Source organism: Winkia sp. UMB3158, assembly GCF_030217145.1.
GTDB lineage: Bacteria > Actinomycetota > Actinomycetes > Actinomycetales > Actinomycetaceae > Winkia > Winkia anitrata.
Genome location: NZ_JASONH010000004.1, coordinates 61,725 through 87,186 on the forward strand (window position 1 = coordinate 61,725; position 25,462 = coordinate 87,186).

Genomic DNA, 25,462 nt, shown 5'->3' on the forward strand with positions numbered 1-25,462 from the left:
AGAGGAGAAAAATGCTATCCCTACGACGAATTAGGAGAGGCGTAGCAGCGGTGGCTTCTGCCGGGTTGCTAGCGCTGGGATTGGGGACGGTAGCGCCAGTATCAAATGCGGCTAACGTAATCGATCCGAATGCTACCTACGCAATAACTGTTCACGCGCAGAAAGGACCTGCGGGCAATACCGCAGCCACCGGTACTGCGGCCGATAACCCGTCCCATGAGGTAGTGGCCGAGGCAAAGTTCAAGCTGGAAAAGTCCACGCTGGACGTGACCACCGGGGAAGGATATGCCCAGGCAAAGGAAGGGAAGTTCGGCACTGCCGATACTACATTCATCGGGGGTGCCGAAAAGGCTACCGGCACAGATGGAACAGCAACCTTCGCCGGGTTGAAACCGGGCTACTACAAACTGGTCCAAACCAAGGCTCCAGTAGGGCTTTCACCAGCGAAGGACAGCTACATCTTGGTGCCTCTGACAGACCCGAATACCGGCACCTATATGGACACCATTCACGTGTATCCGAAGTCCACTGACGCAGGTACTGTTATCAAGAAGGACATTACCCCGGAAACTTCTTTGGTCACAAAGGGATCGACGATGGAGTTCCAGATCGATGCTTCTATCAGGACCCTTGCTACCGGACACAAGTTCGACAAATTCGTGGTAACAGATACCCCTATCACCGGCCTGGAGATCAATGGTGAAAAGGGCAAAGTTACGAAGGTTGAAATTGTTGACACCGCAGATGCGACTGTTGCAGCGGAGACTTTGGTGGATAACGATTTCCAGGTTACTGATGGTGCCAGTGAAAACGTGCAAAAGAAGGTTGTGACTCTAACTGACACAGGCCTAGAGAAAGTTAGTGCCAAGCAAGGGAAGTTCCTAAGGGTAACGATCCAGGCGACAGTAGCAGCTGACGTGAGCGAGAAGGTTTCCAACTCGGCTTCTAACACGAATAAGGCCGATGACGAGACTTCGGACACTGAGGTTTCTACCCCCGGTGGCGACCAGACTCCCACGACACCTATGGGTAAGCTGAAAATTTTGAACTTTAAGACAAATACTACTGAAGCGCTGACCGGGGCCAAGTTCAAGGTATTTCTTTGCGAGGGCACGGAAGGCGTAACCGGGAACGCACTGAGCATTGAAGGTAAAGACGAGTTTGCTGCCAATGAAGTTGTGGGACCACTTCGTGCACTGAGTACAAAGAAGCTATGCGTGAAGCAAACGGTCGCTCCTAGGGGCTATGAGCTCAACCCGGCTGCCACCCAGGTTACTTTCGATGAAGCAGCCATAAAGGCGGCTCAGAAGGCAGACGCAGACAAGGCCGTTATCGCGACCGTATACAACTCGGCTACAAGCGAGTTCACCAGTAAACTCCCGCTAACTGGTGGACTAGGAATCGTACTTTTCGTGCTAGCCGGTGCCGGCTTGCTGACAACTGCCTACAGCAGAGCCCGAAAAGACGCATAGAGGAGGAGCCTTGAAAAAGGGGGTAGATACCTGGCGCTCTAGATTCGTAACGGTGCTGCTTACGGTGATGGGCATTATTGTGCTGGCGTATCCTGTGGTCGCGAGCCAATGGAATAATGCGCGTCAGCAAGCTGTTGCTAGGCAATACGCGGTCTCGGAGCGCCAGGTACCACCCCAACTCTTAGAACGAAGCCTTGCGCGGGCTGAACAGTATAATCGTCAGGTCCCGGGAGCTCCCATTTTGGATCCGTGGCTTGCGCGAGTTTCTAAAACTAATAATCCGTATCAGGAATATTTGCACCAGTTGAACTTGCTCCCAGAGATGGGGCGGTTGATCATTCCAAAGGCGCACATAAACCTGTCGATCTACCACGGCACAACGGAAGACACTTTGCAAAAAGGTATCGGCCATCTATATGGATCTTCGCTGCCAGTTGGAGGAGTCGGTACCCACGCGGTATTGACCGGGCATTCAGGCCTCTCGAGCGCTACCCTGCTAGACAATCTTTCCAGCGTTCGACGAGCCGACGAAATGTATGTGCAGGTGGCAGGCCGCAAGTTGAAATACCAGGTGCATTCCATCCAGGTGGTGCGTCCAAACGAGGTCTCCTCATTAGCCCGCGTTCCAAACAAGGACCTTCTCACGGTGATCACGTGTACCCCCTACGGGATTAACTCTCACCGGCTTCTGGTAACCGGCCATAAGGTACCACTGGATCCGAAAGGCCTTCCGGAAGTCACGGGAATGCGCTGGTCGTGGTGGATGATCCTAATTATCTGCATTTGTGTTGTGGCTGCGCTGCTACTTATGCGGTGGCTAGTAAAAAAGACGGCTAAGGACAAGCTCGAAGGAGGGAAATCATGAAGCGCGTGTTACTTGGAGTAATTACTGCACTGTCTACTTTCACCTTTACAGCAAGCGCTTTTGCGGCGCCTCCTGTAATCGGTGATGGTGATGGTTTAGACACGTCGGCCATAGATGTAACTGAGCGCGGTACGCTCACGGTAATAAAAAGTGGGGACAACCCGTTTGATGATCCGGTGCCGGGTGGTAAGCCAAATGGTCCGGTCGAGGGCCAGCAAATTCGCATTAGCAAGGTGCCAAATATATCGCTGCAGGGTGCTAATTGGCAGGATTTGAATAGGCTGCGACTAAAGGAGCTTGCGCCAAAGGCACTGCCGGTGACAGTCGCTGTAACTGATGAGGCCGGAAAAGCAGTGTTTCGGGATTTACCAGTAGGGATGTATTTAGTAGATGAACTATCACCCGCAGATACCACCCATAAATATAGGCAGATTGCGCCTTTCCTAGTCACTATTCCCATTGCCGACCCGCAACGGGCGCAGTGGAGCTATCGCTTCGTAGTTACTCCGAAACTAAACTCGGAAAAGCCAAAGATTACTAAGACAGTGCCGATCCCGGCGAAGCAAAAGTATGCCTCAAAAAATGGAGCCTTACCAATGTTGAGCAAGACAGGTTCCTTTGGTATTGGGATCTGTCTACTAGCAATGGCAGCTATCGTCGCTGGAATTGGGGTATGCCGGCGGAGGGATTGCATGACTAATACTCGTGAAATAGCATGATGCCGGGTGGTTTGGTCGTTCTCTCTGGTCTTGGGAAAATGGCAGTAACGTCACCCATATATGGACATAACCGCCACTGTACAGGCAGATTTAGATCTAGACGTGCTGCCATTATTGCGGGCTACTACACCGGTAGGAAAAGGAGCAGCAGTACATGGTGTACGGCCCCTACGCCATCGGTGGAGACGGCATCCCAGATGTCGTAGAAAATTCTTAAGGAAATAACCTTCTGGCCGGAGACGTCCACTACAAGAAGACAGACGTTTTCTACGGGCAGATATCTAATACCATATATAATACCTTCCCCCATTTCCCTAAAGGAAAGCTGGCCTTCGATGATTAAAAACCCGATCATCCTTGGTCATTTGTAGAAGATCCAGATGCGGGCATATTTACTGATGTGCCTGCAAGAGAGATGAGCTTTGCGATCGTAGGGAACTCAAACGGTTATATGCAATCTGCCGGGCCGAATCCACGTGAGGGGCAATACTATCTAGATCCGAAAACCGGACAATCCCAAATGGGCCCCAAGAAAGCTGACGTTGGCAGAAAACTTGAATTCAAGATTCGTGCCACCTACCCGCCCGCTTCCAGATGTCGCCCCACAACTTAGTAAGGACACCACCTTCAAAGTACGAGTGCGAAAACAATCGGACAACTTTGCCCCCTGCATACCGAGACCTGAGCGTCGGAGGAATGCACCAGCGGAAACTTCGCCCCGCCTGCGGATCCCAAAGCGCGCCTGCCTATCGGGAGCACATTTGCCGTGCTGACAGATCTGAAACGGCCAGTGCCAAACTGGGTAAGCATTAATGGGGATACCGGTCAGATTCGGGTGAGCCCACCGCTAAATACCGCGGGCCAGCATCTGTCCATTCCGGTACTAGTAACCTATCCGGATGGCTCTACAGATGAGCTAGCTGCAAACCTAACAGTTACCGCTCGTGTTGCCAGGTCAGGTGACCTGAAGCTGAGCATATCCGAAAAACAGATTAGCTCTATCGTCGGCATGCCCCTATATGCGCCTGTGCAGATTGAAGCCTCCTTGATCGCTTCTAATAAACAAATACGGCTAGAAATGGCTTGCAAGAAATCGGATGCGACCTCGGTATGGTTAGGCGGAATTGGCGGAATCGAAATGACGCCCTCGGTTAAGTGGAAGATAGCCAACTTGGACCAAGAGATGGCAAGACGGGCATCAGGAGAGAGGATTTTTCGCCTCATCTACAGCGAGGACGGCATCAAAGCCAAGACTCAGGCAAGTCTGACAGGGCGGTTCATTCAGGCAGGCAAATACAAATGTGCCGTTTATGCAACCAGCGCTCCGGAAGCTCCAAGACAGATGAAACTCGACGAAACCGGACAGCTGCAAGGATGATCCCCATTCGTTTCGCAGCGCTCAATCCTCTGGGAATCGGTCACCTCCCAAATGGATGTAGCGCAGCCTTTCTCACTGCCCCGCACTGGCGGGGCGGGGTGGACCTGGTGCGCTGGGCTAATTGCCTTGTTGGGCACAGGTGGAATTAGTGCCTGGATAAGGCGGCTCACAAAGAAGACCAGCCGGTCATAACACCATAAAAGGAGTATTAAGATGCGAAAGCTTAAAGAATGCTGGTGGCGCTCTTGTTGTAACCATCGGACTCGTTTGCGCCGGCGCGGCCGGTGCAAACGAGTCCGAGAAGCCGGTTGCGCCGTGGCAAACGGGACATTCGGAAACTGGCCCAATCACGATCCACAAGTTGAAGGAAAGTGCTCAGGATCCGGTTAAGGGCGCTACTTTTACTGTCACGCCAGTAAATAAGGTAGGTGGGAAGACTGTAGACCTGAATACGATCGACGGCTGGAAGACACTGGCACACTAGGTAGAAGCTCTAAATTCCCGTACGGAAAAGAACATTGAACTCGGTACCGCGAACTCGCAAGTAACCGATGCGCAAGGCAATGCTTCTTTCTCTAACCTGAACCTAGGCCTATAAAAGGTGGAAGAGACTGTAGTCCCTGCAGGATATTCCTCGGAGGTAGAGCCCTTCTACCTAACGGCTCCCCAGATCACCGGCACGGCGGCCAAGGCTACCAACTTTGAATACAACATCACCGTGCAGCCTAAGAACAAGGATCTGACGTCGGAAATTACCAAGAGCGCTGATACTACCAAGACGGTGGGCGCCGGAGACGACATTTCTTACACCATCACCTCTAGGGTGAACAAGAAGAAGGTTGGTGACAAAGCCGTACAGTAACCGGGTATGCAGTCTTTGACGACGCGCTCCAGGCGGCTTACAAGACGCCGGGTGTAGATTCAGTTAAATCGGTGAAGATCGGCGGCACTGTACTGCAGAAGACCACCGATTACACGGTAAGCACCGAAAACAAAGCCGATGGTCTCCTTCGGATCAAAGTCTCGTTCACAAAAGATGGCCTAGGCAAGATTGCAGCAGCAGTGAACGCTGATTCTGAAGCAAAAGTTGTCGTAGCCATGAAGTTCAAGGTGGCTGATCAGCCGCCGGCAGAGGTGGAAAACAAGTTTGGTTTTGTCCCCGGCCACGGAGAAAATGAACCGTCCTCTCCCGAGGATGTACCACCAGAATCAACAAACCCCAAGACCAAGTTCGCCGATTTTCAGATCAAGAAGGGTAAGGCCACTGACACGGCAAACGGTGTCCTGAAGGATGCGAAGTTCAAGGTTTTTGTGCGTAGCGGAGAAGTAACTTTGTATACCGTGACGGACATCAATCACGTCGCAGTTATCGAAAACGTGGCCAAGGCGGATTCCGGTTTCTGGTTTACTCTCCCGAAGACCGGTGCCGCGGGCATTATCATCTTCGCTCTTGCCGAAGTTTCTTTGGTGGGAACGTGCTCTGTAATGCTCTCCCGCATGAAGACTGCATAAAGGCAACACAATATTGATATGTGAGGTCAGGAAACTGACCTCACATATGTCTATAACTAGTATGAGAAAAGCCCGTGTACTAATCTCCTCTACTATCATTTTATTTGGCATAATGGCATTGGTTTATCCTGTTATTTAAACGTTGTGGAATAACTGCGAAGCAAAAATCGTTTCCCAAAACTACGCCGGGCACTTGTCAACCGAATCTGCGCAAGTATGAAAGCCGTACCTTCAGGCGGCTAGAAGATACAATGCTGCGCGGAAGGACTTCCGGTTCGTGGACCACTATCAAGGGGAAAACAATATGCAAGCGACACCGGATTACCAGCTCTACTTGAACACTTTGAATGATCCTGCAGGAACAATTGGGATCATTAAGGTGCCGAAGATCGGATTTAGTCAGCCTACCTGTCGTAGTAGTTCTCACTAGACCTTACAGCGTGCTGCCGGCCACCTGTACGGCTCAGACCTGCCTGCGGGAAAAAGCAAACCGACACAGCGTGGTTACCGCGCATACTGGCCTAGCAAACGCGACAATGTTTGACAAACTCACTTCTGTGCGTAAAGGCGATTACTTTTACATAGAGGTGCAGGGCGAACCTTTAAAATACCGAGTCGTTGATATCTATGGGTTGCGTCCTGAGTAGATATTTCTGTTGCAGCGTAGGCTAGGGGAGGATCTAGCAACGCTCGTCACGCGCACTCCATACGGGGTAAATTCGCACAGATTATTAGTTACAGGCAGCAGAGTTTTTCCTGACCCCAAACATGTGCCGCCACTAGCATGGCAGCTGCCTGGGTGGGTGGCTCTTTTCTTGACTGCAATTGCTGTATATATCGTGAACCGGATGCGGTTACTGAAACTTAATAGACAAAATATTGAAGTTCCTACAGGGGTGAAAATAAAAAATCTGCCTGAAAAATAGACAATTCCCATCGCAAAACTCCTACCAGCTTTGTAGTCGCGGATAGAGATCACTAGAGGTACCTGCCTTACCGTCAGGAAACATGCAAAACGTGCCGTTATAGTTGGCTGGGGGAGGAAACATGGAAAAAGTACCGTTTATTCTTGACACCGACACAGCCCAGGACGATTGTGTAGCAATCTTGGTAGGGCTCTTGGATGAACGCGCTGATATGCGGGCAATAACTATGGTGGCGGGCAACGTCGGATTTGAGCGCCAGATACGAAATGCTCATATGACGCTAAACGCCGCTGGGGCACTCGGGCGCGTCCCAATACATGTAGGGTGCTCGCAACCCTTGCTTCGGCCATGGGTATCTGCTGAAGAAGTACACGGTGACGGTGCCGGCGGCCTGAGCATCGATTTTACAAAGACACGTCTCGAGGACGAACACGCGGTGGACGCCCTCATCCGAATCACGGCGGAAGAACCTGGAAAAGTTAGTGTGGTGGCAATTGGACCGCTGACGAATATCGCGACTGCCATAGCAAAAGATCGCAACTTCGTGAAGAACGTCAAGAGCCTTTACATCATGGGTGGTTCTAACAACGGACGGGGCAACACCACCTCCTCGGCAGAATTCAACTTTTATGTGGACCCAGAGGCTGCGCAGATGGTATTCACGTCTGGCTTCGCAGACATTCACGTTCTGACCTGGGACCCCGTGACGCTCGAAGATGCCACGATTACGCGTAGTGAATACTTGCAGATGACAGACAAGGGAACGGTCCTAGCAAAATTCTTCAAGAAGGTATGTGATACCACCCTTGACTTCAATGAGTCAGTGGGGGTTGATGGTTCCACTCACCCCGATTCGGTGACCTTGTCCTGTTTGCTTCATCCCGAGCTAATCTTGGATGAAAATACTTATAGAGTAGATGTTGAAACCTCTTCGGAACTCACTCGGGGATACTCAGCAATGGCATGGGACAAGTTTGCCCGCCCAGCTAACGCGCACGTCATAGAGAAGGTGGATAAGAAGGCATACTTTGAGCATTTAGATCAGTTGCTGCAGATAGATACCGAGCCGAATCTTCCCTTTAAAGGAATGGAATAAGACTGAATAATCGGACAATCGGGGAGGCGGTGAGAGCGGTAGAACTGCCGTAAAATTGTGCCGTAGCTTAAAGCAAACTACCAGGTAAACGCCATGTTAGAAAAGTATCACTTCCTAATCGGCCAGTAGGTTAGACCCTCCCAATCGTGTAGAGTCAGTTCGTAGACAAATATTTCCGAAGGGATAACATCCATGGATATTGAAATTCGTCACTCCACCATGGACGATCTGCCAGTCATAATGCAGATCATAGATTTTGGTAAGGAAGCCCTACGCGCCCAAGGGGTAGATCAATGGGAAGGCGACTACCCCAACGAACACACCATGATGCAAGACATCGAACGCGGTATTTCCTATGTGGCAACGGCTGACGGGAAAGTGGTTGGTACGGTCTGTCTTGACCCCGAACCAGAACCGGCTTACGACAACGAAGAGCTCCACTGGAAAACTCCCCGCGAAGGTACCCTGGTGGTGCACAGGCTAGCGATCTCAAAGGATTCCCAAGGGCTTGGAATTGCCTCGAAGCTTCTGAAATATGCAGCTGAGATATCCCCCAATGGGAACAAGCGCGGTGATACCTCTGAAGAGAACAAACGTATGCGCGCAGTCTTTGAAAAAGCCGGCTACCAGCAGGTAGGCCTGGTAGAATATACCGAGGACGGGGGCCGTATCTGCATGGGGTATGAATACCTTGCATAAAACGCCATTGCCGCAACCATAAGCGCAAAGAAAATGGTTCCTACGCCTGCTACGAGGCCGAATAGCACGTTAGTCCTCGACTTGTTGCGGGCGTAGGAATCTCTGCTTTTAATCCATTCTTTCAACGAATCGCTACACGCTGGGTGAGCCATAATTTGCGGTTGCTGCGTGCGGGCTAGTTCAACTAGTTGCTCGCTGGTGTAGGTATCTCGGAGCGTCCTTGCCTCCTTTGTCCTGCCAATAATACTTTTAAAATCGGTAAAGAGCTACAAGCAGGTAGGCAAGACTCAGGGCTGGTAAATAACTGCCACAGATTTCGGCGCTAGGGTAACTGCATTGCCTTGGACAGAAGCATTCCAAAGTAGTGATTTACAAAATTTCGGTAGCGCAAAGCCTATCTCGGTTTGGTCCAGGTTCACGTGTACCTGGACCCGGCCTCGATCCAAAGTAATTTGTCCGCCCTCGCGGTGTAGCCGGGTAGGTACCTCTGTACTGGCAAGGTGGTAAAGTTGCCGCAGACTAATGAGCTTTCGGTAGAACTTGACCATTCGTGCGCCGGCAGCAGATCGAGCCGCAGGCCAATCTAAAATTGCCTTCTGGTGGGTAGCAAGATCCTGGGGATCAGGTACCCCATCTGCCCACCCCATACTCGCAAATTCCCTGGCCCTACCAGCACTTACGTCACGGGCAACGTCCTCATCAGTGAAGGACGTGAAGAAAGTGAAGGGGACCTTTGTATGCCATTCTTCGCCCATAAAAATTAACGGAGTGAATGGACTTAGCAGCAACATTGCCGCCTCAGCAGCCGCCTCGGCCGCGGTAAGATTCGGGCGATCTCCCATACCCCGGTTTCCAACCTGATCGTGGTTTTGATCGCAGGCTACCAGACGCCATCGGGCAACATTGCCGGCCGGGCGACCCCAGTTTCTTTTTCGGAAAGAAGAATACGTGCCGTCGTGGTAGAACACCTGCTCGTACACCTTCCGCAGCGCATCGGGGTCAGAAAAATCCTTATAGTAGCCCTGTGATTCCCCAGTAAAAGCAACATGTAACGCGTGATGAATGTCGTCATCCCATTGGCCGTCCATTCCCATGCCGCCTTCGGTTACTGGCGTGATCATCGAAATGTCATTTAGGTCTGACTCGGCAATCAGAGTTAGTTCCCGCCCTAAAGTCTGTTCAAGGTTATTCACCAGCTGCGACAGCTCCTGCAGAAGATGAACCGGAGAATCATCTTTTATGGCATGTACGGCATCCAGACGCAACGCATCTACTCCAAAGATCGCGAAGAGTCTTAATGCAGCATGCAATAGGTATTCACGCGGTTCGGGTAGACCTTGCTGGTCGACATTCAGGCCATCGCCCCACGGCGTGCTATGCCTAGAAGTGAAATACGGTCCGAATTGGCCCAAATAATTTCCCACAGGGCCCAGGTGGTTCAAAACTAGATCAATGCAGACGCCGAGCTGCAACTCATGCGCTGCCCGAATAAAATCAATAAGACCGTCAGGGCCTCCGTAAGGGGCGTGCACGCTGAAAGGATTAATCCCGTCATAGCCCCACCCAACATTGCCATCGAAAGCACTTAGGGGCATCAGTTCCACGCAGGTTACCCCCAGTTCTTTCAAATAAGGAAGCTTTTTGGCAGCAGCTGCAAGTGTACCTTCGGGAGTAAAGGTTCCCACGTGAAGTTCGTACATTACCCCTCCCAACACCTGCACCTTTGGCAAGGGGCCAGGCGAGGCCGGAGCGCACCACGTGCGGGAAGGGCCGTGTACTGAGGTAGGTAGCAGGCTAGCACGCGGGTCCGGCAGGCAAGGGCCCGAATCTAAGGAGAAGGCGTAGTCGGTGCCATCTGGCAGTGGGGTAGGAGCCACCCACCACCCCGACTGGCGCCGACACATCTCGGTACGCCCCCGTTCAGTCACCAGCTCGACTTTGCTCGCCGCCGGTGCCCACACGGGGACTCGTCCGCAGCCGATCTGTCGAAGATTCATGTCAGCTCAGTCCGAACCAAGATCTCGACCGTGGAATTTCCTAATACCTCCGAAAGAGGACGGACGCCGCCGCACACCTTCTGGTCATGGAAGATCGATGCCCATTCTCCCTCGGGAATCCCAACGGTGTGTGAGTGCCAATTATCCTTGTTAGCGAAGGTTCTAGCTGCAATAACTACCACCTGAGGAGTGCCCACCCCGCGTGAGAAAGCCAGGGCATGAGAGGTAGAAACTGGCAAGGCCGCATAGTCTGACTCAGCGGAAACAAAAACATTGGGCAGCTTGGCTCGCAGTGCCAGGATGCGTCGAACCAGGTCCAGCTTCTCCTCGTCAATATTTTCCGGAGCCCAGCCAGAGAGCAATCGTTCTAAGGACTTCTTACGTGCGTCAAAGTCAACCGGCCGCCGATTGTCTGGATCAACCAGGCTTGTCCCCACCATCTCGGTGCCCTGATATATATCTGCTACACCGGGCATGGTCAGCTGAAGTGTCTTAGTAGACAAAATTGCTGCCTTTGTGCACTCGGCGGTTTCTTCCCGCCAGCATAAAACCAGCTCCCTAACAGCGGGATCCTTCAGCACATTGCGGGCAAACTCGGTCATGCGCTTTTCGCGGGAGGCAGCGGTATCTATCCAGCTCGTCCACGTCTTCTGCTCCCGCGCGGCCTTCAACAGGTAGCCTTCCAGCCTATCGAAGCTAATAGGCCCTGCATCTGACCATGTCCCCACTAAAGTCTGCCACAGTATGTATTCGATCCGCCCGTCAAGATCTCGTGGCCTGTAGGAATTAGATGCTTCGCGAAGATCTGCAACCAGGTTTGACCATTTGTCGGGAAAAGACGCAATGGTATTCAGCCGAGCGCGCACGTCCTCGCCCCGTTTTGTGTCATGGGTACTGCCACAGGTCATCGTTGCCGGCCACTGCGCAGCTATGTAAGCAGCGTGCCGGTGCATCTCGTCGACACTGATGCCAAACTGGGAAGGATCAGACCCCACCTCCGTAAGCGAAAGTAGATGGGTCCAGCGATAAAAAGCGGTGTCCTCTACCCCCTTCGCCATCACCGCACCACACACCTGCTGGAATCGAACTAGCACCTCCGCCTTCTGCGCTGCCGATTCATAATTACCGGCAGAACCAATCTCGTCTCCTAGGACCAGTGCCACAATGACATCCATCGTGTCCGAGAGGTCTTCGGGAAGTTCCTTCTTCGCCCTCGCAGCCGCCTCCTGGACAACAGCCCTAGACAGGGCAGGGGCACTTTCAGAGGGCACGACATAGGCACGATATCGATCCATTTGAATGATCAAGGTTCGCAGACAGGTAATAAGCCCTCTGAAGGTGTGATCGCGCAATCGGAAATCTTCCAAGCAAATATTCCAGATGACGTTCCCGAGTCGGCGCACCTCCGCCGCAAGCGAAGTGTCGATAATCTGCGCTTTTGCCTCGCGTACGATCTGCCTGTAAGAAGAGGGCGAATCGCCACTTACCTGCGCCATGACTGCCCCCAGGGAAAGAGCAGCCGACTGGTTCACATTTAGAGCGTTAAGTCGCCAGGCCGTGTCGTACCCAGTGGTGCCGCTTACGGGCCAATCTGAGGGCATCTGCTCGTTCGCTTCCAAAATCTTTTCAGCCACTATCCAAGCCCCTCCCGTTGCTTCAGACAAGGCCCGAAAGTATCCCCGCGGATCAGCTAGCCCATCGGGATGATCGACCCGGAAGGCGTCAATAAACCCGGCATTGAACAGTTCCAAAAGGAGCGCGTGCGTCGCATTGAACACCTCGGGCAGCTCAACCCTTATCCCGGCTAGTGACCCCACATCGAAGAATCTGCGATAATTCAATTCTTCCGAGGCGACCTTCCAATGCGCTAGGCGGTAATGCTGCCGTTCTACCAGCACTTCCAGAGGCAAAGACTCGGTACCTTCGGCAACAGGAAAAACATGATCGAAGTAGCGCAATACCCACTGCTGACCACGATCCGGCTCGGTGGGCACACGCATCTTGACAAGCTCCAGCTCTCCAGCAGCCAACACCTGGCCGATACGAGCACCCAAAATCGGCATCAAAATTGGCTCGTTTACCTCAACATCGAACCAATTCGCATACTCGGATTCGAGGCCACGTTTTAGTACCGACCACATGGCCCGCGAGTGCCATACCGGGGTTGGGACTGCCATATGATTTGGTACCACGTCGACGATCACCCCAAGGCCTGCCTCGTGGGCGGCGCTGGCTAGTTCCTCAAATGCCTTGCGCCCGCCTATCTGCCGGGAGACGTGGCGGTGATCAACCACGTCATAACCGTGTTTAGAACCAGGAGCTGCCTGCAAAATAGGGGACAGGTAGATGTCAGTAACCCCCAACGCCACCAGGTAATCCAACACTCCAATAGCATCTCTGCAGGTGAAATTCTCATTCAGCTGCAGTCGGTAGGTGCTAATGGGAAGGCGTTTCCCCGGCTTGGGTAAGTGGGGGTGAGACATGGCAACTCCTATTCGTTGTGTACCGGAGGAAGGACCTTTTCTACGCTCACGGTAGGGGCGTCCTCGCCCTCCTCACGGGTATGTTCCATGACCAGCACTGACCTGTTGCGAAGACAGATCTTGTCACCGGCAGAGAAGTCGGTATCGACATGCTGTTCGTCGGTGTCGAGGCACACAGTCCACGACTTGCCGTACTCTTGCGGCGGCAGCGTAAATTCGATGTCCTCGGGGGCTGCATTCATAAGCACCAGAAAATCTGAGTCAACAATACGATTGCCCATATCGTCAGGTTCGCCAATGGCCAACCCATTCAAATAGAACATCAATGTGCGAGCGTAGGCTGCGTCCCAAGATTCGGCAGTCATGTGGGAAGAATCTGGGTTCATCCACTCGATCTCGCCACGCTCAGATTCTCCACCTTGTTGCGGGTTGCCAGCGAAGAAACGGCGCCTGCGAAATACCGGGTGTTCCCGCCGCATCCTAATCGCCCTCTTCGTAAAATCGAACATTTCCGAGGACGTATCCGTCTCTTCCCAGCTCATCCAGGAGATCTCATTGTCCTGACAGTACACGTTGTTGTTGCCGCCTTGGGTGCGAGCAACCTCATCTCCGTGCGAGATCATGGGAACGCCCTGAGAAACCATCATGGTGGCGATGAAGTTCTTCCGTTGGCGCATCCGCAGATTCAGTACCTCGGGATCGTCTGTCTCACCCTCGACTCCGCAATTCCACGACAGGTTGTTGTCAGAGCCATCCCGGTTATCCTCGCCGTTGGCCTCATTGTGCTTTTCGTTATAGGAAACCAGGTCGTTCAGGGTAAATCCGTCGTGAGCAGTGACAAAGTTGATCGAAGACATAGGTTTGCGGCCATCGTCTTGGTACAGATCAGAAGAACCTGCCAATCTGGAACCGAATTTTGCCAGGGTGGAGAATTGGCCGCGCCAGAAATCACGCACCGTGTCGCGGTAAGACCCGTTCCACTCACTCCAAAGGACTGGGAACTGGCCCACCATGTAGCCGCCCTCGCCTACGTCCCAAGGCTCGGCAATAAGCTTTACCCTAGAGATAATTGGATCTTGGTGGATTAGTTCAAAGAAAGCAGAGAGCTTATCTACTTCGTGGAATTGGCGGGCCAGGGTGGAAGCCAGATCGAAACGGAATCCGTCTACGTGCATTTCAGTAACCCAGTATCGGAGCGAATCCATGATGAGCTGCAGTACTGCAGGCGAGCGCATTAGCAGCGAGTTGCCTGTTCCGGTAGTGTCGAAGTAGTGGGCTTTGTCTTCATCTACCAGCCGGTAGTAGGAAGCATTATCAATGCCTCTGAAAGATAACGTTGGCCCCATATGGTTGCCCTCGGCCGTGTGGTTATAGACGACATCCAAGATCACCTCAATATCTGCGTCATGCAGAGCCTTCACCATCTGCTTGAATTCCTGCACAGAACTGCGCGGGTCGGAGGAGTAGGCGTTATGTGGGGCAAAGAAACCAATAGTGTTATAGCCCCAGTAGTTTGAAAGGCCACGCTCTTTCAGGCTGGAATCGTTTACGAACTGGTGGATCGGCATCAGCTCGAGGGCGTTGACGCCTAGTTCTTTTAGATGCTCCACTGTAGATGGGTGGGCGATAGCTGAATAGGTGCCGCGAATATCCTCTGGGATGTCTGGATTCAGCATGGTCAGGCCGCGCACGTGGGCCTCATAAATTACGAGCTCATGGTAGTCATGTCCCGGAGGACGATCATGGGCCCAGTCAAAGAATGGGCTGGAAACGAGCGACAACATAGTAGAACCAAGAGAATCTTCCGTGTTGCGTTCGTCAGGATTGTCGAAGTTGTAGGAGTAGACAGAATTAGAATTTTGAACTTCGCCTTCAATTGCCCTGGCATAGGGGTCAAGGAGGAGCTTTGCTCGGTCGCAGCGATGTCCGGCAGCTGGATCAAAGGGCCCGCTGACTCGGTAGCCGTAGCGCTGTCCGGGGATAATCCCGGGAATGTAGCAATGCCACACATTGTTGTCGCACTCTGTAAGTTTTATGCGTTCTTCAGCGAGATTGTCGTCTATCAAGCAAAGCTCAACGGATTCGGCAACGGACGAGAAAAGGGCAAAGTTTGTCCCTGTGCCGTCATACGTTGCGCCTAATGGGTACGGAACTCCTGGCCTAATATTCATACCTTTAGGTTCTCACGTTTTGGTCATTCTGGCCTCCGAAGAGCGAAAATGCGCCAACTTGGGACTCTCTTGCAGCGGCCAATTGCAGCCAAGAAGTGGGGAAGAGGAAGTTAAACAAGAAAACCTCCCGTCTAAGGGAGGTTCATTGTGGGCCATACTGGGTTCGAACCAGTGACCTCTTCCGTGTGAAGGAAGCGCGCTACCACTGCGCCAATGGCCCGGCGAAGAGAAACTTTAGCAAAAAAATGCTGGGCATCAAAATCGCTGCGGCCGATATTTGAAAGGAGTGGGCTCTTAGTGGAGTTTTCCGTTGTAATTACAGGAAAAATTGGCAAACGTGTTCGGACTCACGTCCAATCTGATTTTATTTTCAGCGCCGTCCCATGCTAATGTTCTTCTCGCACCTGTTGAGCCGAAAGGTTCTCAGGATGGCACGCGGATGTGGCTCAGTTGGTAGAGCATCACCTTGCCAAGGTGAGGGTCGCGGGTTCGAGTCCCGTCATCCGCTCGGGCGATTGGCGCAGCGGTAGCGCGCTTCCTCGACACGGAAGAGGTCACTGGTTCGATCCCAGTATCGCCCACCACCAAACCCGGCGTAGGCCGGGTTTTTTTACGCCCTCCCGTAAGTCTGCAAAAGCGCTCTACTTTCTTCTTGGCATCCCTTGTGCTTATGTTGTGAGCTGCCCATCTAAGGCCTCTTCCTTGGCGTCGGGGATGAATCGCTTGAAAACGGCCGGTAAAGGGCAGGTGAAATGGGGTTTGGGTGCGAGCATGAGCAATGCCACACTCAGATTTTTGCACCTGAGCCAAAAATTGCGTAAACTTTCATGCGTGCCAAGCGGCACGACACATTGCGGATGTGGCTCAGTTGGTAGAGCATCACCTTGCCAAGGTGAGGGTCGCGGGTTCGAGTCCCGTCATCCGCTCTAGGAGACCGAATAGGGATCCTTCTCCGGTGGGTTGGCCGAGAGGATAGGCAGCGGCCTGCAAAGCCGTAAACACCGGTTCGAATCCGGTACCCACCTCGGGCGATTGGCGCAGCGGTAGCGCGCTTCCTCGACACGGAAGAGGTCACTGGTTCGATCCCAGTATCGCCCACTATCCGGCTTCGGCCGGTTTTTTTGTTTAATCTCTATGGTTGGCTACCGGTAATGCCCACATCAGGTCCGCATTTATCTTCATCCTGACTGCATCGGCGGGGGCTGGAACCGGCCCGTCTGCGGGAACTTCAACCGAGATGCGCCCCTGCTCGGTTTCCACTTCGCAAAGATAAGCGCCGCCAAGGTAAGAAGTAGAGATAATCTGGCCGACTTCTTCCTTTATGTGAACTCGTTGCGCCCTAGCGGGGGTAAGGGTGATGCAATTCGGATGTCCTACTAGGACAGCTCTGCCATCTGTGAGCGCAGGGTGGGCAGGTACCTGCACGCGTTGGCCTAGTACGGCTGTAGACGCTAGTAAGTCTCCGCCACTTGGGCACATGTGCACGGTGGCGTACAGGAGCACTTTAGCCCCCAGGTGCTTGGCAATTTCCAGGGTGTTCGGGCTTTCAAATACTTCCTCTGGCAAATCATCTTGCAGAATACTTCCGCCCTCTAAGTAGATGATGCGATCGCCCATTTGCATCGCCTCTACAGCTGAGTGGGTAACGAAAATGCTTGCAGCCCCCAGGTGTCGATGTACCCGGAGGATTTCTGTGCGCATCCTGGCTGCGGAGACGGTGTCCATGTGGGCGAGTGGTTCATCAAAAAGCAAGATTTGCGGTCGAGCCACCAGGAGCCGCGCCAATGCTACTTTCTGTTTCTCACCCGCTGAAAGAGAGTCTGGATGCCGCTCGCGCAGGCTAGTTAGGCCAAGGGTGGCAAGGCTAGTTTCAACGCGCTCTGTTGCTTTTGGAGCTGGCAAGGCAATATTTTCAGCAACTGTTAGGTGCGGAAGTAAACCCGGGTCCGACAGGAGTAGACCCATCTGCCTCTTTTGGGGGCTGAGCGAGGTCACGTCGGTGCCGTTGACGTAGATTGTTCCCGCTGCGGCCTTTGCGAGGCCGCACAGAGCTCTCAGAAGGCTTGATTTGCCAGCGCCGGAGGGGCCGACCAATACGACCATTTCAGAAGGGGAGACGTCAAAACAGAGGTCGGCAACCAGGGTCTTATCACCACTGGTTACGCTTAGGTGGTCCACTTGTAAGCCTTGCCTCACGGTAACCTCCTAACAGAGCGGTAGCGTAGCACCGGGTAAAGCGCAGCAGCCAGCAGGAATAACAGTATCGCCATCGCAAAGGTAAGGATGAAGGCGTCTGCCACCCGACCATGGTCAAGTAGCCGAAATAATAGGGGCACCACCAGAGGCACGTCGGGGGAAGTAACCCACATGAGGGGTGCGGAGGCGGTGGCGGCCATCGCTAAGGAGATCACTACTGCTAAGAATGCGAGGGTTCGTAGTTGTGGCAAGTAAGAAATCGTGAACGCTCTAGTGCGCGAATATCCCATTACCCGTAACAGATCAATGCTGGTGCGGTCTATTGATGCTGCGAATGCGCGAATAGCGAAGTAGAGGAACGGGCTTAGCGAGGTTACATAGGCCATCACGGTCACAAACCAGTCGGAGTCGGTACCAGCCACTGCACTGAACAGAGGAGTAGAGGACATGTATGCGAGGGATAGCGCTGTGCCCAGCGTGGCTCCCGGGGTACCTAATAAGATAAGGAAAAGGAAATCTAAGACTCTCACAGACCTACGCCGCCTGCCTAGAAAGAATGCAAGGAGTGCGATGAATCCCGCCACGGCTAGGCCTACTCCAGCAAGCACTACCGTAGTGGCGATCGCGCGAACATCTAGGCCACCTGCTGGGCTGGCGCCGCCGCCGATGATGAAGCTTGCAAGGGAGTTGCCTACCAAAATGACGAGGGCGAGGGCTGTAAATATCTTGGCAGTTTTAGAGTGTATTAGGGTGATAGGGCGGGCAGGAAGTGATTCAGAAAGAAGCGCCTGCCTAAGGAAAACCAATCCCTTGGCGTAGTAGAACAGTCCTACTCCAATAGCTAGACAGATCGATAAAGCGGCCAGGATGAGTGCGAGCAGGGCCGCTTGATGCAGCGAAACTCCCGATCCTACGGCTAGCCAAATTGAGTAGGCGGCGTTTGGAATGGGTAGGGGTAAGAGGGCGGGAACCAGGGGATCAGAGATAGTTAGCACAAACGTGAGTAGCGCCGCGGGAGGTAAACAGGCTAATGCCGGTTTTGCGGCGCAGTGATAACAGATCGCTAAGTCTGAGATGCCCACGGCGCGCAAATTGTCCACAACGGAAGGAGAAACTTTGGCCAGTGATATACGCATCGCAAAATAGGTGAGCGGCAGATAGGCACTCACGTAGCAGGCGCCAGCAATCATAATTACTACGTTGGAGTGCCACAGTTGGGAGCGACTGAAGAAGATATCACCTAACCACTGGTATGCCTCGGCGTGAATAAATGGGGGAAATGCCACGCCGCTTGCTGCTAGCAAGTCTGTCAATGGCCAGAGTTTAGCGGGAAGAAAGCGGACGGCAGCTGCGGCTAGAGTGCCCAATAGCAGAGCAACTATCGAGCATAGGAAAGCGAAGGCAACCGAGCTCGCTAGTGGAAGGATAATCGCGCTGAGATCTGCCGGCTGCCCTGCTGCCTGTACTAGCGCCCAACCGGGCAGAAGCACCAGGAGGGCGAAAGTGGCCCAAAGAAGGGCCCACTCAAGTGCTGCTGCCGTCTTTTTCATCGCTGCCATCCCTTTGCCCGGAACCACTTCAACCAGTTCTTGCGCCCTTTCGCCGCCTCGGCTACGTGGATTGGGAACACATGTACGGGCTTGTCTGCTAATTCCTTATCGAGGGAATTAGCAAAAGTGCGGTTGGTCGGTGACTGAGTCACTTTGCCCCGCTGAAGTATCTGCTGGCCGGGCTTTGCCAGCAGCCAGTCCAAAAAGTCCTCTGCTTGCTTTGGGTGGGGGGCTCCTTTCAAGACCCCGGCAGCGCCTATCTCGAAAGTGGTTCCGTCCTTGGGGTAGTGCACTGAGAGACCATTTGCCACGCAATAGGGGACGAACGAGATGGCGATATCTGCCTGTCCACTGGACACGACAGAGGCGGGAGCGGTCCCCGAATTGGTGAATCTGCCTACGTTGTTGTAGATGCCCTCAAGCGTCCTCTTCGGATTCTTCTGACTTTTTTCGGCAACTTGAATTAGAGAGTAGGCAGTACCGGAGCTAAGTGGAGAAGAAGCAGAAATTCTTCCTGTATATTTTGGGTTTGCTAGGTCTGCCCAAGAGGAGAGGGCGAGCCTAGAATCAGGTGCAGTGCAAACGGCAAGGAGCGATCCGTAAACCCCAAACCATTTGTGCTGGGGTGATTGAAAGTGTCTACTTACCTGTTTTGCCGAGGCTGGCATGCTTTCTTGCAGTAGGCCTTTAGCAGCTGCGAGCTCGTAGTTTTCTGAAGGGCCGCCAACCCACAAGTCGAATTCCGGATCAGTTTTCCGGGACTGCAGCCTGGACAATGCCATAGAGGTGGGCAGTCTTAGGAAATGAACCGAAATATTTCTGCTTTCGGAATATGCCCTGGCCCAGGCGGCACAAACCTGTTCGTCGTTTGAACAGAGCAGCCGCAGTTGCGGCGTTGTGCTGCATGAACAAATACTGGCAGCCACAAGTGCGACTGCCAGCAAGAGTCCTAATTGCTTTCGCATAAGAATAGTCTAGGTGGGCGGCGCCCACCTAGACTATTCCACTTACTTCTGGGAGGCGAGCTTTTCCGCGCGTCCTGCCATGATGGCCTTCTCGTCACGACCAACGATGGCAAAGATGACAACGGTCAAGACCGCAAATACTACGAAAACGCCGAAGGTCACGTTCCAGCCGAAGTTATGCACGATTAGGCCAACGCCGGTGGAGGCAAGGGTTGCTCCTAGCAGATAACCGAATAGTCCGGTGAATCCGGCTGCGGTACCAGCGACATTCTTTGGCGACAGGTCAATTGCCTGCAGGCCGATCAGCATAACTGGACCGTAGATAAGACCGCCGATCAGAGCGACCAAACCAATCAGAATGGGCATAGGGGTGCCGATAGGGGCAAGCCAGTAGCCCAAGATGGCGATTGCGGTCGCGACGGTAAAGAATATGCCGGCGCCAGAGCGGTAACCCTTGAAGACCTTGTCCGACATCCAACCACAGACTAGAGTGCCGAGGATGCCTGCTATCTCATAGGCGCCGATGCCGAATAGCCCAGAGCCGATCTCCGCTCCATGCTTCTCATGCAGATAAACGGTGATCCAATTCAACACGCCATAACGCAGTGCGTATACGAAGACGTTTGCTACGGCCAACATGACGATCGTGTGATTGGTCAGAATGTGCTTGAAAATCATCTCTTTAGCAGACATGCCTTCAGAATCATCGACCTCGACTTTGGCGGGATCGTTGCGGTATTCCTCGATCGGGGAGAGCCCCAACGATTCTGGAGTGTCGCGGATAAGATAGGAAGCCAATGGCGGCAACTACGAGCGCTATCGCTGCTGGGAACCAGAAAGCCGAACGCCAGTCATTCGCAGTCCAAGACAGGGCTGCGCCCACTGCGATGGGTAGTCCTGCACCGCCAACGTTGTGCGCGGTATTCCAGATGGAGGTTTTCCAGCCGCGCTCATTAGTCGAGAACCAGTGAACCAGGACACGCCCGCAGGGAGGCCATCCCATTCCTTGGAACCAGCCATTGAAGAACATGACGGTTGCGAAGATGCCTACAGAAGCGGTCAGCCACGGAATGAATGCAATAAGTAGGTTGGTGATTGCCGAGAGAGCCAGCCCAATTACCAAGAAATAGCGTGCATTAGAGCGATCGGAAAGCATCGCCGAAAAGAATTTAGAGAGGCCGTAAGCAAGAAGTACCGCATTCGCGATTATGCCTACTCCTATCTTGTCGATCCCGGTTTCGTCCATTAGGAGCGGCGCGATCGAAGAGATATTGTTCCTGATCAGGTAGAAGCCCGCGTATCCGATGAAGATGCCTATAAAGACCTGGAGGCGAAGCCGCGGGTACTTGCGGGCGACCTCGTCATCGCTAAGCCGTGGCGCGCTGGCAGGAGCCTGCAACCAGTGGGGGAGAGATGTTGCCATTTACGGCACTCCTTTGTGCAAATAGTAGGTTTGTTTCTTCTACTACAAGCCTGATACAGGCATAGGCACAAAGTACCGTCCCCTGGTAACAGTTGGTAACAGGGCTGTTACTTCGGGTGGAAGGAATAGCCCCTTCCGCGAATGGCCTTGATGGATTCTGGTGGCGCGCCGGCTGTAGCGAGTTTCTTGCGAAGCCTGTAAATCGTAGTCTTCACCATGTTCCGCCCTCCTTGAACAGAGGTCGTCTCCCATACCAGGTTTAGCAGCTCGCGCACCGATAAGGTGGCGCCGTCAGCCTCTATCAACGCAGTGAGCATAGCAAACTCCGTCTCGGTCAGACCAAGATTTGAGTTCGCGTAGAATGCCTGCCCCCGTCCTGGAAACAATACGAATTTATCCCGTTCAATTCGATCTATCCTCTCGCTCGATGGGCCCATACGTTTTAGTAGAGCGCGGGCTCGAAGCGCCAACTCTCTAGGAGAGAAGGGCTTGGGCAAGTAGTCGTCAGCTCCGGCCTCAAAACCTTCTATTCGCTGGTCCACCTCGGAGAGGGCAGTGAGCATAATAAGCGGGACCGTGGAGGTGGTTCGGATCCGCTTGGCAAGAGTAGTACCGGTGATGTCCGGCAGCATCAAGTCGAGTACCACCAGGTCGAAGTCGCGTTCTGTAAAGAGCTTCCAGGCAGCGGTCCCCGAGTGGGCGACAATGGATTCGATACCCTCGGTTTGCAGTGCGAATGAGACTATAGCGGTCATCTGCACCTCGTCATCAACCACTAAAGCTAGAGGTTTCACTTCTGCCTCCTAGGCAGTTCAACTTGGAAAAGCGTGCCGCCACCCGGGGTGGAATCAACCCTAACCCTCCCGTGGTGCACCTTCGCTATTTGGGCCACGATAGCCAGTCCCAAACCGTACGTGCCATGCGATTTCATCGGGCCCGCAAATGGGACAAAAAGATTCTTTCGTCCAGCTCCGTCAATGCCGTTGCCAAAATCTGTCACCTCTATATAAGCCATGTTGGCATGAGCGTGTGAAGACACCTCAATAGGATTAGTTCCCGAAGCGTGTCGCAGGGCGTTGTTCAGCAAATTCCAAATTACTGCCCTAAGAAGTGCCTTATTAGCCTGCAACCACATGGGCTCAGGGGTGTCTGTCAGAAGAACCGGATTGTCATTTATTGCCCGCAGCTCGCGGGCGCTAGTTCGGATAAGTTCGCGCAAATCCACCTGTTCAAACACGGGCGAAAAATTCTCTGCCCGTACCTTCTCCAGTGTTAGAAACGACTCGGCTAGGCCAATCGATCTGCTCGCGTTGTCGCTAATGGTGCGTACCAGGTCTGCCTGCTGGTCAGACAGCGTCCCAGCGTACTCATTGCGCAGGAGTTCCGCGGCGCCACTGATTAGCGAAAGAGGCGTGCGAATTTCGTGGGTTAGAACTGCGAAAGTACTCACCTGTGCCAGCGGCGCCGACTGGCTTGCCTCGCCTTTGCTGGCATTCTTTCGCCCTCGAAGATAGGCAAAGGGAAGGCCTATCAGCAAAAGCACAATCGCAAGCGCCAGTCCCCAAACCATGCCTTTTAGCTTATATCAGCAAGAAAACTGAAGAAAATAGCTTCGGCGGGGCAATCTGCCGGGGCGATGGTTTGCTTGTAAGGTGGTAAGGCGAAAGAATCCGACGAGTTGAGGAAGAAATGGTTGACTTCACCCCTGTGCTAATTGGCGGAGACATTGGCATTTATGCGCTAGCGCGTCAGTTCTATGAAGCTTTTGCCAAGACTTCCATCTGTTTGACTGGAGGGGCCATCGGTGCCATCAGCAAATCTGCTTACTGCGAGGTTCGCCCTCTGAAATCGGGGCGTGCTAAGGACGTGATTGCGGCCCTAAAAGAGGTAGAAGCTTCAGTGCCAGCTGGCAAGTTGGTGATCATGGCCAACACCGATGGGCACGCGCGCCTCATCTCAAAGTCTCGCGCAGAGCTGGGGGAGCGGTGGGTTATCCCGTTCCCTGACGTAGACGTCATCGACAAAGTCTCCGACAAGGTCGCTTTTGCAGGAATCTGTGACGAGCTGGGCATCGATACCCCTGAAACCGAGGTTGTTGATTTTTCTGGTGCAGCGGCGGATTCTTTCACTGTTCCCCCTACCAAACTGCGGTTCCCGGTAGTGGCCAAGACAGCTGTGGGCGCAGATTACGACGAGGTATCTTTTGTTGGCAAGAAGAAGATCTACTTCGTTGACTCCCAGGCAGAACTGGATGATCTGTGGAAAAAACTCGCCAGCGCCGGCTATCGCTCTACGTTCGTAGTGCAAGAGCTAATTCCCGGTGACAACACCCAGATGCGGTCCATCACTGCATATGTAGACTCCCACGGAGAAGTAACGCTGTTGGGGTCGGCCAGAGTACTGCTGGAAGATCACCTGCCAACCATGATTGGCAATCCCGTCGCCATGATCACAGAGCAGTTCCCGAAGCCATGGGAGGATGCCAAGAAATTCCTGAAGCACACTGGCTATCGCGGCTTTGCTAACTTCGACGTGAAAATTGATCCACGCGACGGACGCTCCCTATTCTTCGAGATCAATCCCCGGATCGGCAGGAATTCCTACTACATGGCCGCAGGCGGACTGAATGCATTGGAGCCGATGGTCTATGACTTGGTAGAAGGCAAACAGTTAAAGCCACGCACTCTGAAGAACGAAGTTCTTTACTCGTTAGTTCCCTTCCCGCTGCTGTTGCACTATGTATCGGACAAGAAGGTGCGTGCCAGGTTGTGGCGGCTACTTTGGGAACGGAAGATTGTAGATCCCACGTTGTCAAAGGCAGAACCTTCATTGTCCCGTAGCTTGTTGCTGCACGGGCAACGACTAAATCAGTACCGGAAATTTGCCAAGTACTATCCCAAAGCCACGGATACCTCGTACTGACACGGCAGCTAGGCTTAACAAGACAAGATCACAGCGGAAGGTATTTTGTGGAGCTCGTTCAAATTTCGGATTCCGAACTGAAACAACTCGCCTCGGGAATTGATCGGTACCCCATAGAACAAACTGAAGTGTGGGGAACCTACAACCAAAAGTTGGGGCGCAAAGTATGGGGCCGATTTGCATTAAAATCTGGCAAAAAAACGAAAGCCGTCATTGTGCTTACCGAGTACTCGGTGCGCGGCTTCAAATATTTATGGGCCAAAAATGGCCCGGTATGGTTTAAATCTCCCTCCCCAGCTGATGAGGCAGAGCTGCGCGAACTCCTTTTGGTTGAGGTGAAGAAACGGGACAAGAAGGTTATCTTCGTGCGTCTGCACGCCACCTACGAGGCTGAGGACACCCACCGCGTGTTGCAGTATTTGCCCTATGACAAGACCGTCCTTGTCGATCTGTCCTCGGGGACTGCACAGGGAATCGTGGACGCACTTCCCACGGAAGGCCGGCGCGCAATTCGCCGGGTAAATAAGCGGATTGAGGGCCGAGACGACGTGCAATTCCGCGAGGTGACCGGCCTTAGCGAGCAAGAGTTCGCCAAGTACTACAAGATTATGCAGATCACGGCGCAGCGGGACGGCTTCCGTCCTCATCCGATGAAGGTATACACGGATATGCTGTCGATTCTTGGCCCCGAACATGCGCGTCTGTTCGCTGTCTTTATCGACGACAAACCCGTGTGCTGGGATCTGGTAGTGGTCAACGGGAAACACTCGTGGGCCTACTACGGTGCATCGTTGCCTGAAGCTCACGACGTGCTGGGGGCAGACCTACTGGACCTGCGAACCTGTCAGACGCTCGCAGCTGAAGGCGTAAAGACTTTCGATCTTATGGGAACAGACTCCTCGCGCTGCCCCGAACTATATGGAGTGGGCCAGTACAAGAAGCGGTGGGCACACCACCGCACCGAACTGCCTTGGGCATGGGATGTACCGGTCAACAAGCCGGTATACCTAGCCCTAAAACACGCCCTTGTATCCAAGCGGGTGCTAAGCGGCGCGTTGCAGAAAATAGCCAAGAAATAGACCTGTCCC

The 25,462-nt window shown here is 53.2% G+C and carries 19 protein-coding genes, 6 tRNA genes and 3 pseudogenes; 17 read left to right on the plus strand and 11 right to left on the minus strand.

Features of this window, described 5'->3' with window-relative positions; translation table 11 throughout:
- Positions 1–11: 11 nt before the first annotated feature.
- From QP400_RS05260 to QP400_RS05270, 3 genes are read left to right on the plus strand one after another with little or no spacing between them, the layout of a single operon-like run.
- Positions 12–1,472, plus strand: coding sequence for a SpaH/EbpB family LPXTG-anchored major pilin (locus QP400_RS05260; protein ID WP_004805090.1), 1,461 nt, complete (start codon positions 12–14; stop codon positions 1,470–1,472).
- A gap of 10 nt (positions 1,473–1,482) precedes the next feature.
- Positions 1,483–2,337: a class C sortase gene (locus QP400_RS05265; RefSeq protein ID WP_004805092.1), complete on the plus strand. Its 855-nt coding sequence runs from the start codon at positions 1,483–1,485 to the stop codon at positions 2,335–2,337.
- Positions 2,334–3,056 carry an isopeptide-forming domain-containing protein gene (locus QP400_RS05270; RefSeq protein WP_004805094.1) on the plus strand — a complete coding sequence of 241 codons (723 nt, stop codon included), beginning with the start codon at positions 2,334–2,336 and terminating at the stop codon, positions 3,054–3,056. The genes QP400_RS05265 and QP400_RS05270 overlap by 4 nt, the downstream gene beginning before the upstream one ends.
- Before the next feature lie 124 nt (positions 3,057–3,180).
- On the opposite strand, the gene QP400_RS05275 is transcribed toward QP400_RS05270, so the two are convergent.
- Positions 3,181–3,411: a hypothetical protein gene (locus QP400_RS05275; protein WP_004805096.1), complete on the minus strand. Its 231-nt coding sequence runs from the start codon at positions 3,409–3,411 to the stop codon at positions 3,181–3,183.
- 369 nt (positions 3,412–3,780) lie between these two features.
- Here QP400_RS05275 and QP400_RS05280 point away from each other — a divergent pair.
- From QP400_RS05280 to QP400_RS05305, 7 genes and pseudogenes are all read left to right on the plus strand, one after another.
- Positions 3,781–4,434: pseudogene (locus tag QP400_RS05280) on the plus strand (Rib/alpha-like domain-containing protein); the annotation flags it as partial.
- 361 nt (positions 4,435–4,795) lie between these two features.
- Positions 4,796–4,918, plus strand: coding sequence for a hypothetical protein (locus tag QP400_RS05285; protein WP_256172931.1), 123 nt, complete (start codon positions 4,796–4,798; stop codon positions 4,916–4,918).
- Positions 4,919–5,035: 117 nt separating this feature from the next.
- Positions 5,036–5,296: a hypothetical protein gene (locus tag QP400_RS05290; protein ID WP_004805099.1), complete on the plus strand. Its 261-nt coding sequence runs from the start codon at positions 5,036–5,038 to the stop codon at positions 5,294–5,296.
- A gap of 53 nt (positions 5,297–5,349) precedes the next feature.
- Positions 5,350–5,946: pseudogene (locus tag QP400_RS05295) on the plus strand (hypothetical protein); the annotation flags it as partial.
- A 347-nt stretch (positions 5,947–6,293) separates the two neighbouring features.
- Positions 6,294–6,593: a sortase gene (locus QP400_RS10475; protein ID WP_081499142.1), complete on the plus strand. Its 300-nt coding sequence runs from the start codon at positions 6,294–6,296 to the stop codon at positions 6,591–6,593.
- A gap of 400 nt (positions 6,594–6,993) precedes the next feature.
- The gene (locus QP400_RS05300) at positions 6,994–7,968 is read left to right on the plus strand and encodes a nucleoside hydrolase (protein ID WP_004805102.1); all 975 of its coding nucleotides are present in this window, start codon (positions 6,994–6,996) and stop codon (positions 7,966–7,968) included.
- Positions 7,969–8,160: 192 nt separating this feature from the next.
- Positions 8,161–8,667, plus strand: coding sequence for a GNAT family N-acetyltransferase (locus tag QP400_RS05305; RefSeq protein WP_004805105.1), 507 nt, complete (start codon positions 8,161–8,163; stop codon positions 8,665–8,667).
- Positions 8,668–8,954: 287 nt separating this feature from the next.
- Here the strand turns inward: QP400_RS05305 and treZ are convergent, their stop codons facing one another.
- The 4 genes from treZ to QP400_RS05325 form a co-directional block, all read right to left on the minus strand.
- Positions 8,955–10,664 carry a malto-oligosyltrehalose trehalohydrolase gene (treZ, locus tag QP400_RS05310; RefSeq protein WP_004805108.1) on the minus strand — a complete coding sequence of 570 codons (1,710 nt, stop codon included), beginning with the start codon at positions 10,662–10,664 and terminating at the stop codon, positions 8,955–8,957.
- On the minus strand, positions 10,661–13,147 hold the full coding sequence (gene treY / locus QP400_RS05315) for a malto-oligosyltrehalose synthase (protein WP_053086206.1): 2,487 nt from the start codon (positions 13,145–13,147) through the stop codon (positions 10,661–10,663). Before treY ends, treZ begins: the two co-directional genes overlap by 4 nt.
- Before the next feature lie 8 nt (positions 13,148–13,155).
- Positions 13,156–15,318: a glycogen debranching protein GlgX gene (glgX, locus tag QP400_RS05320; RefSeq protein ID WP_004805113.1), complete on the minus strand. Its 2,163-nt coding sequence runs from the start codon at positions 15,316–15,318 to the stop codon at positions 13,156–13,158.
- Positions 15,319–15,466: 148 nt separating this feature from the next.
- Positions 15,467–15,538: transfer RNA gene (locus QP400_RS05325), tRNA-Val, on the minus strand.
- 215 nt (positions 15,539–15,753) lie between these two features.
- Between QP400_RS05325 and QP400_RS05330 the strand changes: the two genes are divergently transcribed.
- The 5 genes from QP400_RS05330 (at position 15,754) to QP400_RS05350 (ending at position 16,416) form a co-directional block, all read left to right on the plus strand.
- Positions 15,754–15,826, plus strand: a tRNA-Gly gene (locus QP400_RS05330).
- 1 nt (position 15,827) lies between these two features.
- Positions 15,828–15,902, plus strand: a tRNA-Val gene (locus QP400_RS05335).
- Positions 15,903–16,171: 269 nt separating this feature from the next.
- Positions 16,172–16,244 (plus strand) — tRNA-Gly (locus tag QP400_RS05340).
- Positions 16,245–16,272: 28 nt separating this feature from the next.
- A tRNA-Cys gene (locus tag QP400_RS05345) sits at positions 16,273–16,343 on the plus strand.
- Position 16,344: 1 nt separating this feature from the next.
- Positions 16,345–16,416 (plus strand) — tRNA-Val (locus tag QP400_RS05350).
- A gap of 27 nt (positions 16,417–16,443) precedes the next feature.
- On the opposite strand, the gene QP400_RS05355 is transcribed toward QP400_RS05350, so the two are convergent.
- The 6 genes and pseudogenes from QP400_RS05355 to QP400_RS05385 all read right to left on the minus strand — a co-directional run bounded on the left by QP400_RS05355 (position 16,444) and on the right by QP400_RS05385 (position 23,022).
- Positions 16,444–17,496, minus strand: a complete 1,053-nt coding sequence (locus tag QP400_RS05355) for an ABC transporter ATP-binding protein (protein WP_141740508.1) — start codon at positions 17,494–17,496, stop codon at positions 16,444–16,446.
- Between the two features lie 14 nt (positions 17,497–17,510).
- Positions 17,511–19,073 (minus strand): ABC transporter permease family protein, encoded by a 1,563-nt coding sequence (locus QP400_RS05360; RefSeq protein WP_141740507.1) that lies wholly within the window; start codon positions 19,071–19,073, stop codon positions 17,511–17,513.
- Complete coding sequence (locus tag QP400_RS05365) at positions 19,061–20,029, minus strand: extracellular solute-binding protein (protein ID WP_081499143.1); 969 nt, start codon at positions 20,027–20,029, stop codon at positions 19,061–19,063. Before QP400_RS05365 ends, QP400_RS05360 begins: the two co-directional genes overlap by 13 nt.
- 42 nt (positions 20,030–20,071) lie before the next feature.
- Positions 20,072–21,452 (minus strand): annotated as a pseudogene (locus QP400_RS10480) (MFS transporter).
- A 107-nt stretch (positions 21,453–21,559) separates the two neighbouring features.
- A complete protein-coding gene (locus QP400_RS05380) occupies positions 21,560–22,246 on the minus strand; it encodes a response regulator transcription factor (protein WP_004805123.1) in 687 nt (228 codons plus the stop codon).
- On the minus strand, positions 22,243–23,022 hold the full coding sequence (locus tag QP400_RS05385; protein ID WP_285462560.1) for a sensor histidine kinase: 780 nt from the start codon (positions 23,020–23,022) through the stop codon (positions 22,243–22,245). The genes QP400_RS05380 and QP400_RS05385 overlap by 4 nt, the downstream gene beginning before the upstream one ends.
- Positions 23,023–23,141: 119 nt before the next feature.
- Between QP400_RS05385 and QP400_RS05390 the strand changes: the two genes are divergently transcribed.
- Both QP400_RS05390 and QP400_RS05395 read left to right on the plus strand, forming a co-directional pair.
- Positions 23,142–24,374 (plus strand): carboxylate--amine ligase, encoded by a 1,233-nt coding sequence (locus tag QP400_RS05390; RefSeq protein ID WP_285462562.1) that lies wholly within the window; start codon positions 23,142–23,144, stop codon positions 24,372–24,374.
- Between the two features lie 47 nt (positions 24,375–24,421).
- A complete protein-coding gene (locus QP400_RS05395) occupies positions 24,422–25,453 on the plus strand; it encodes a lipid II:glycine glycyltransferase FemX (protein WP_285462564.1) in 1,032 nt (343 codons plus the stop codon).
- Positions 25,454–25,462: the final 9 nt, after the last annotated feature.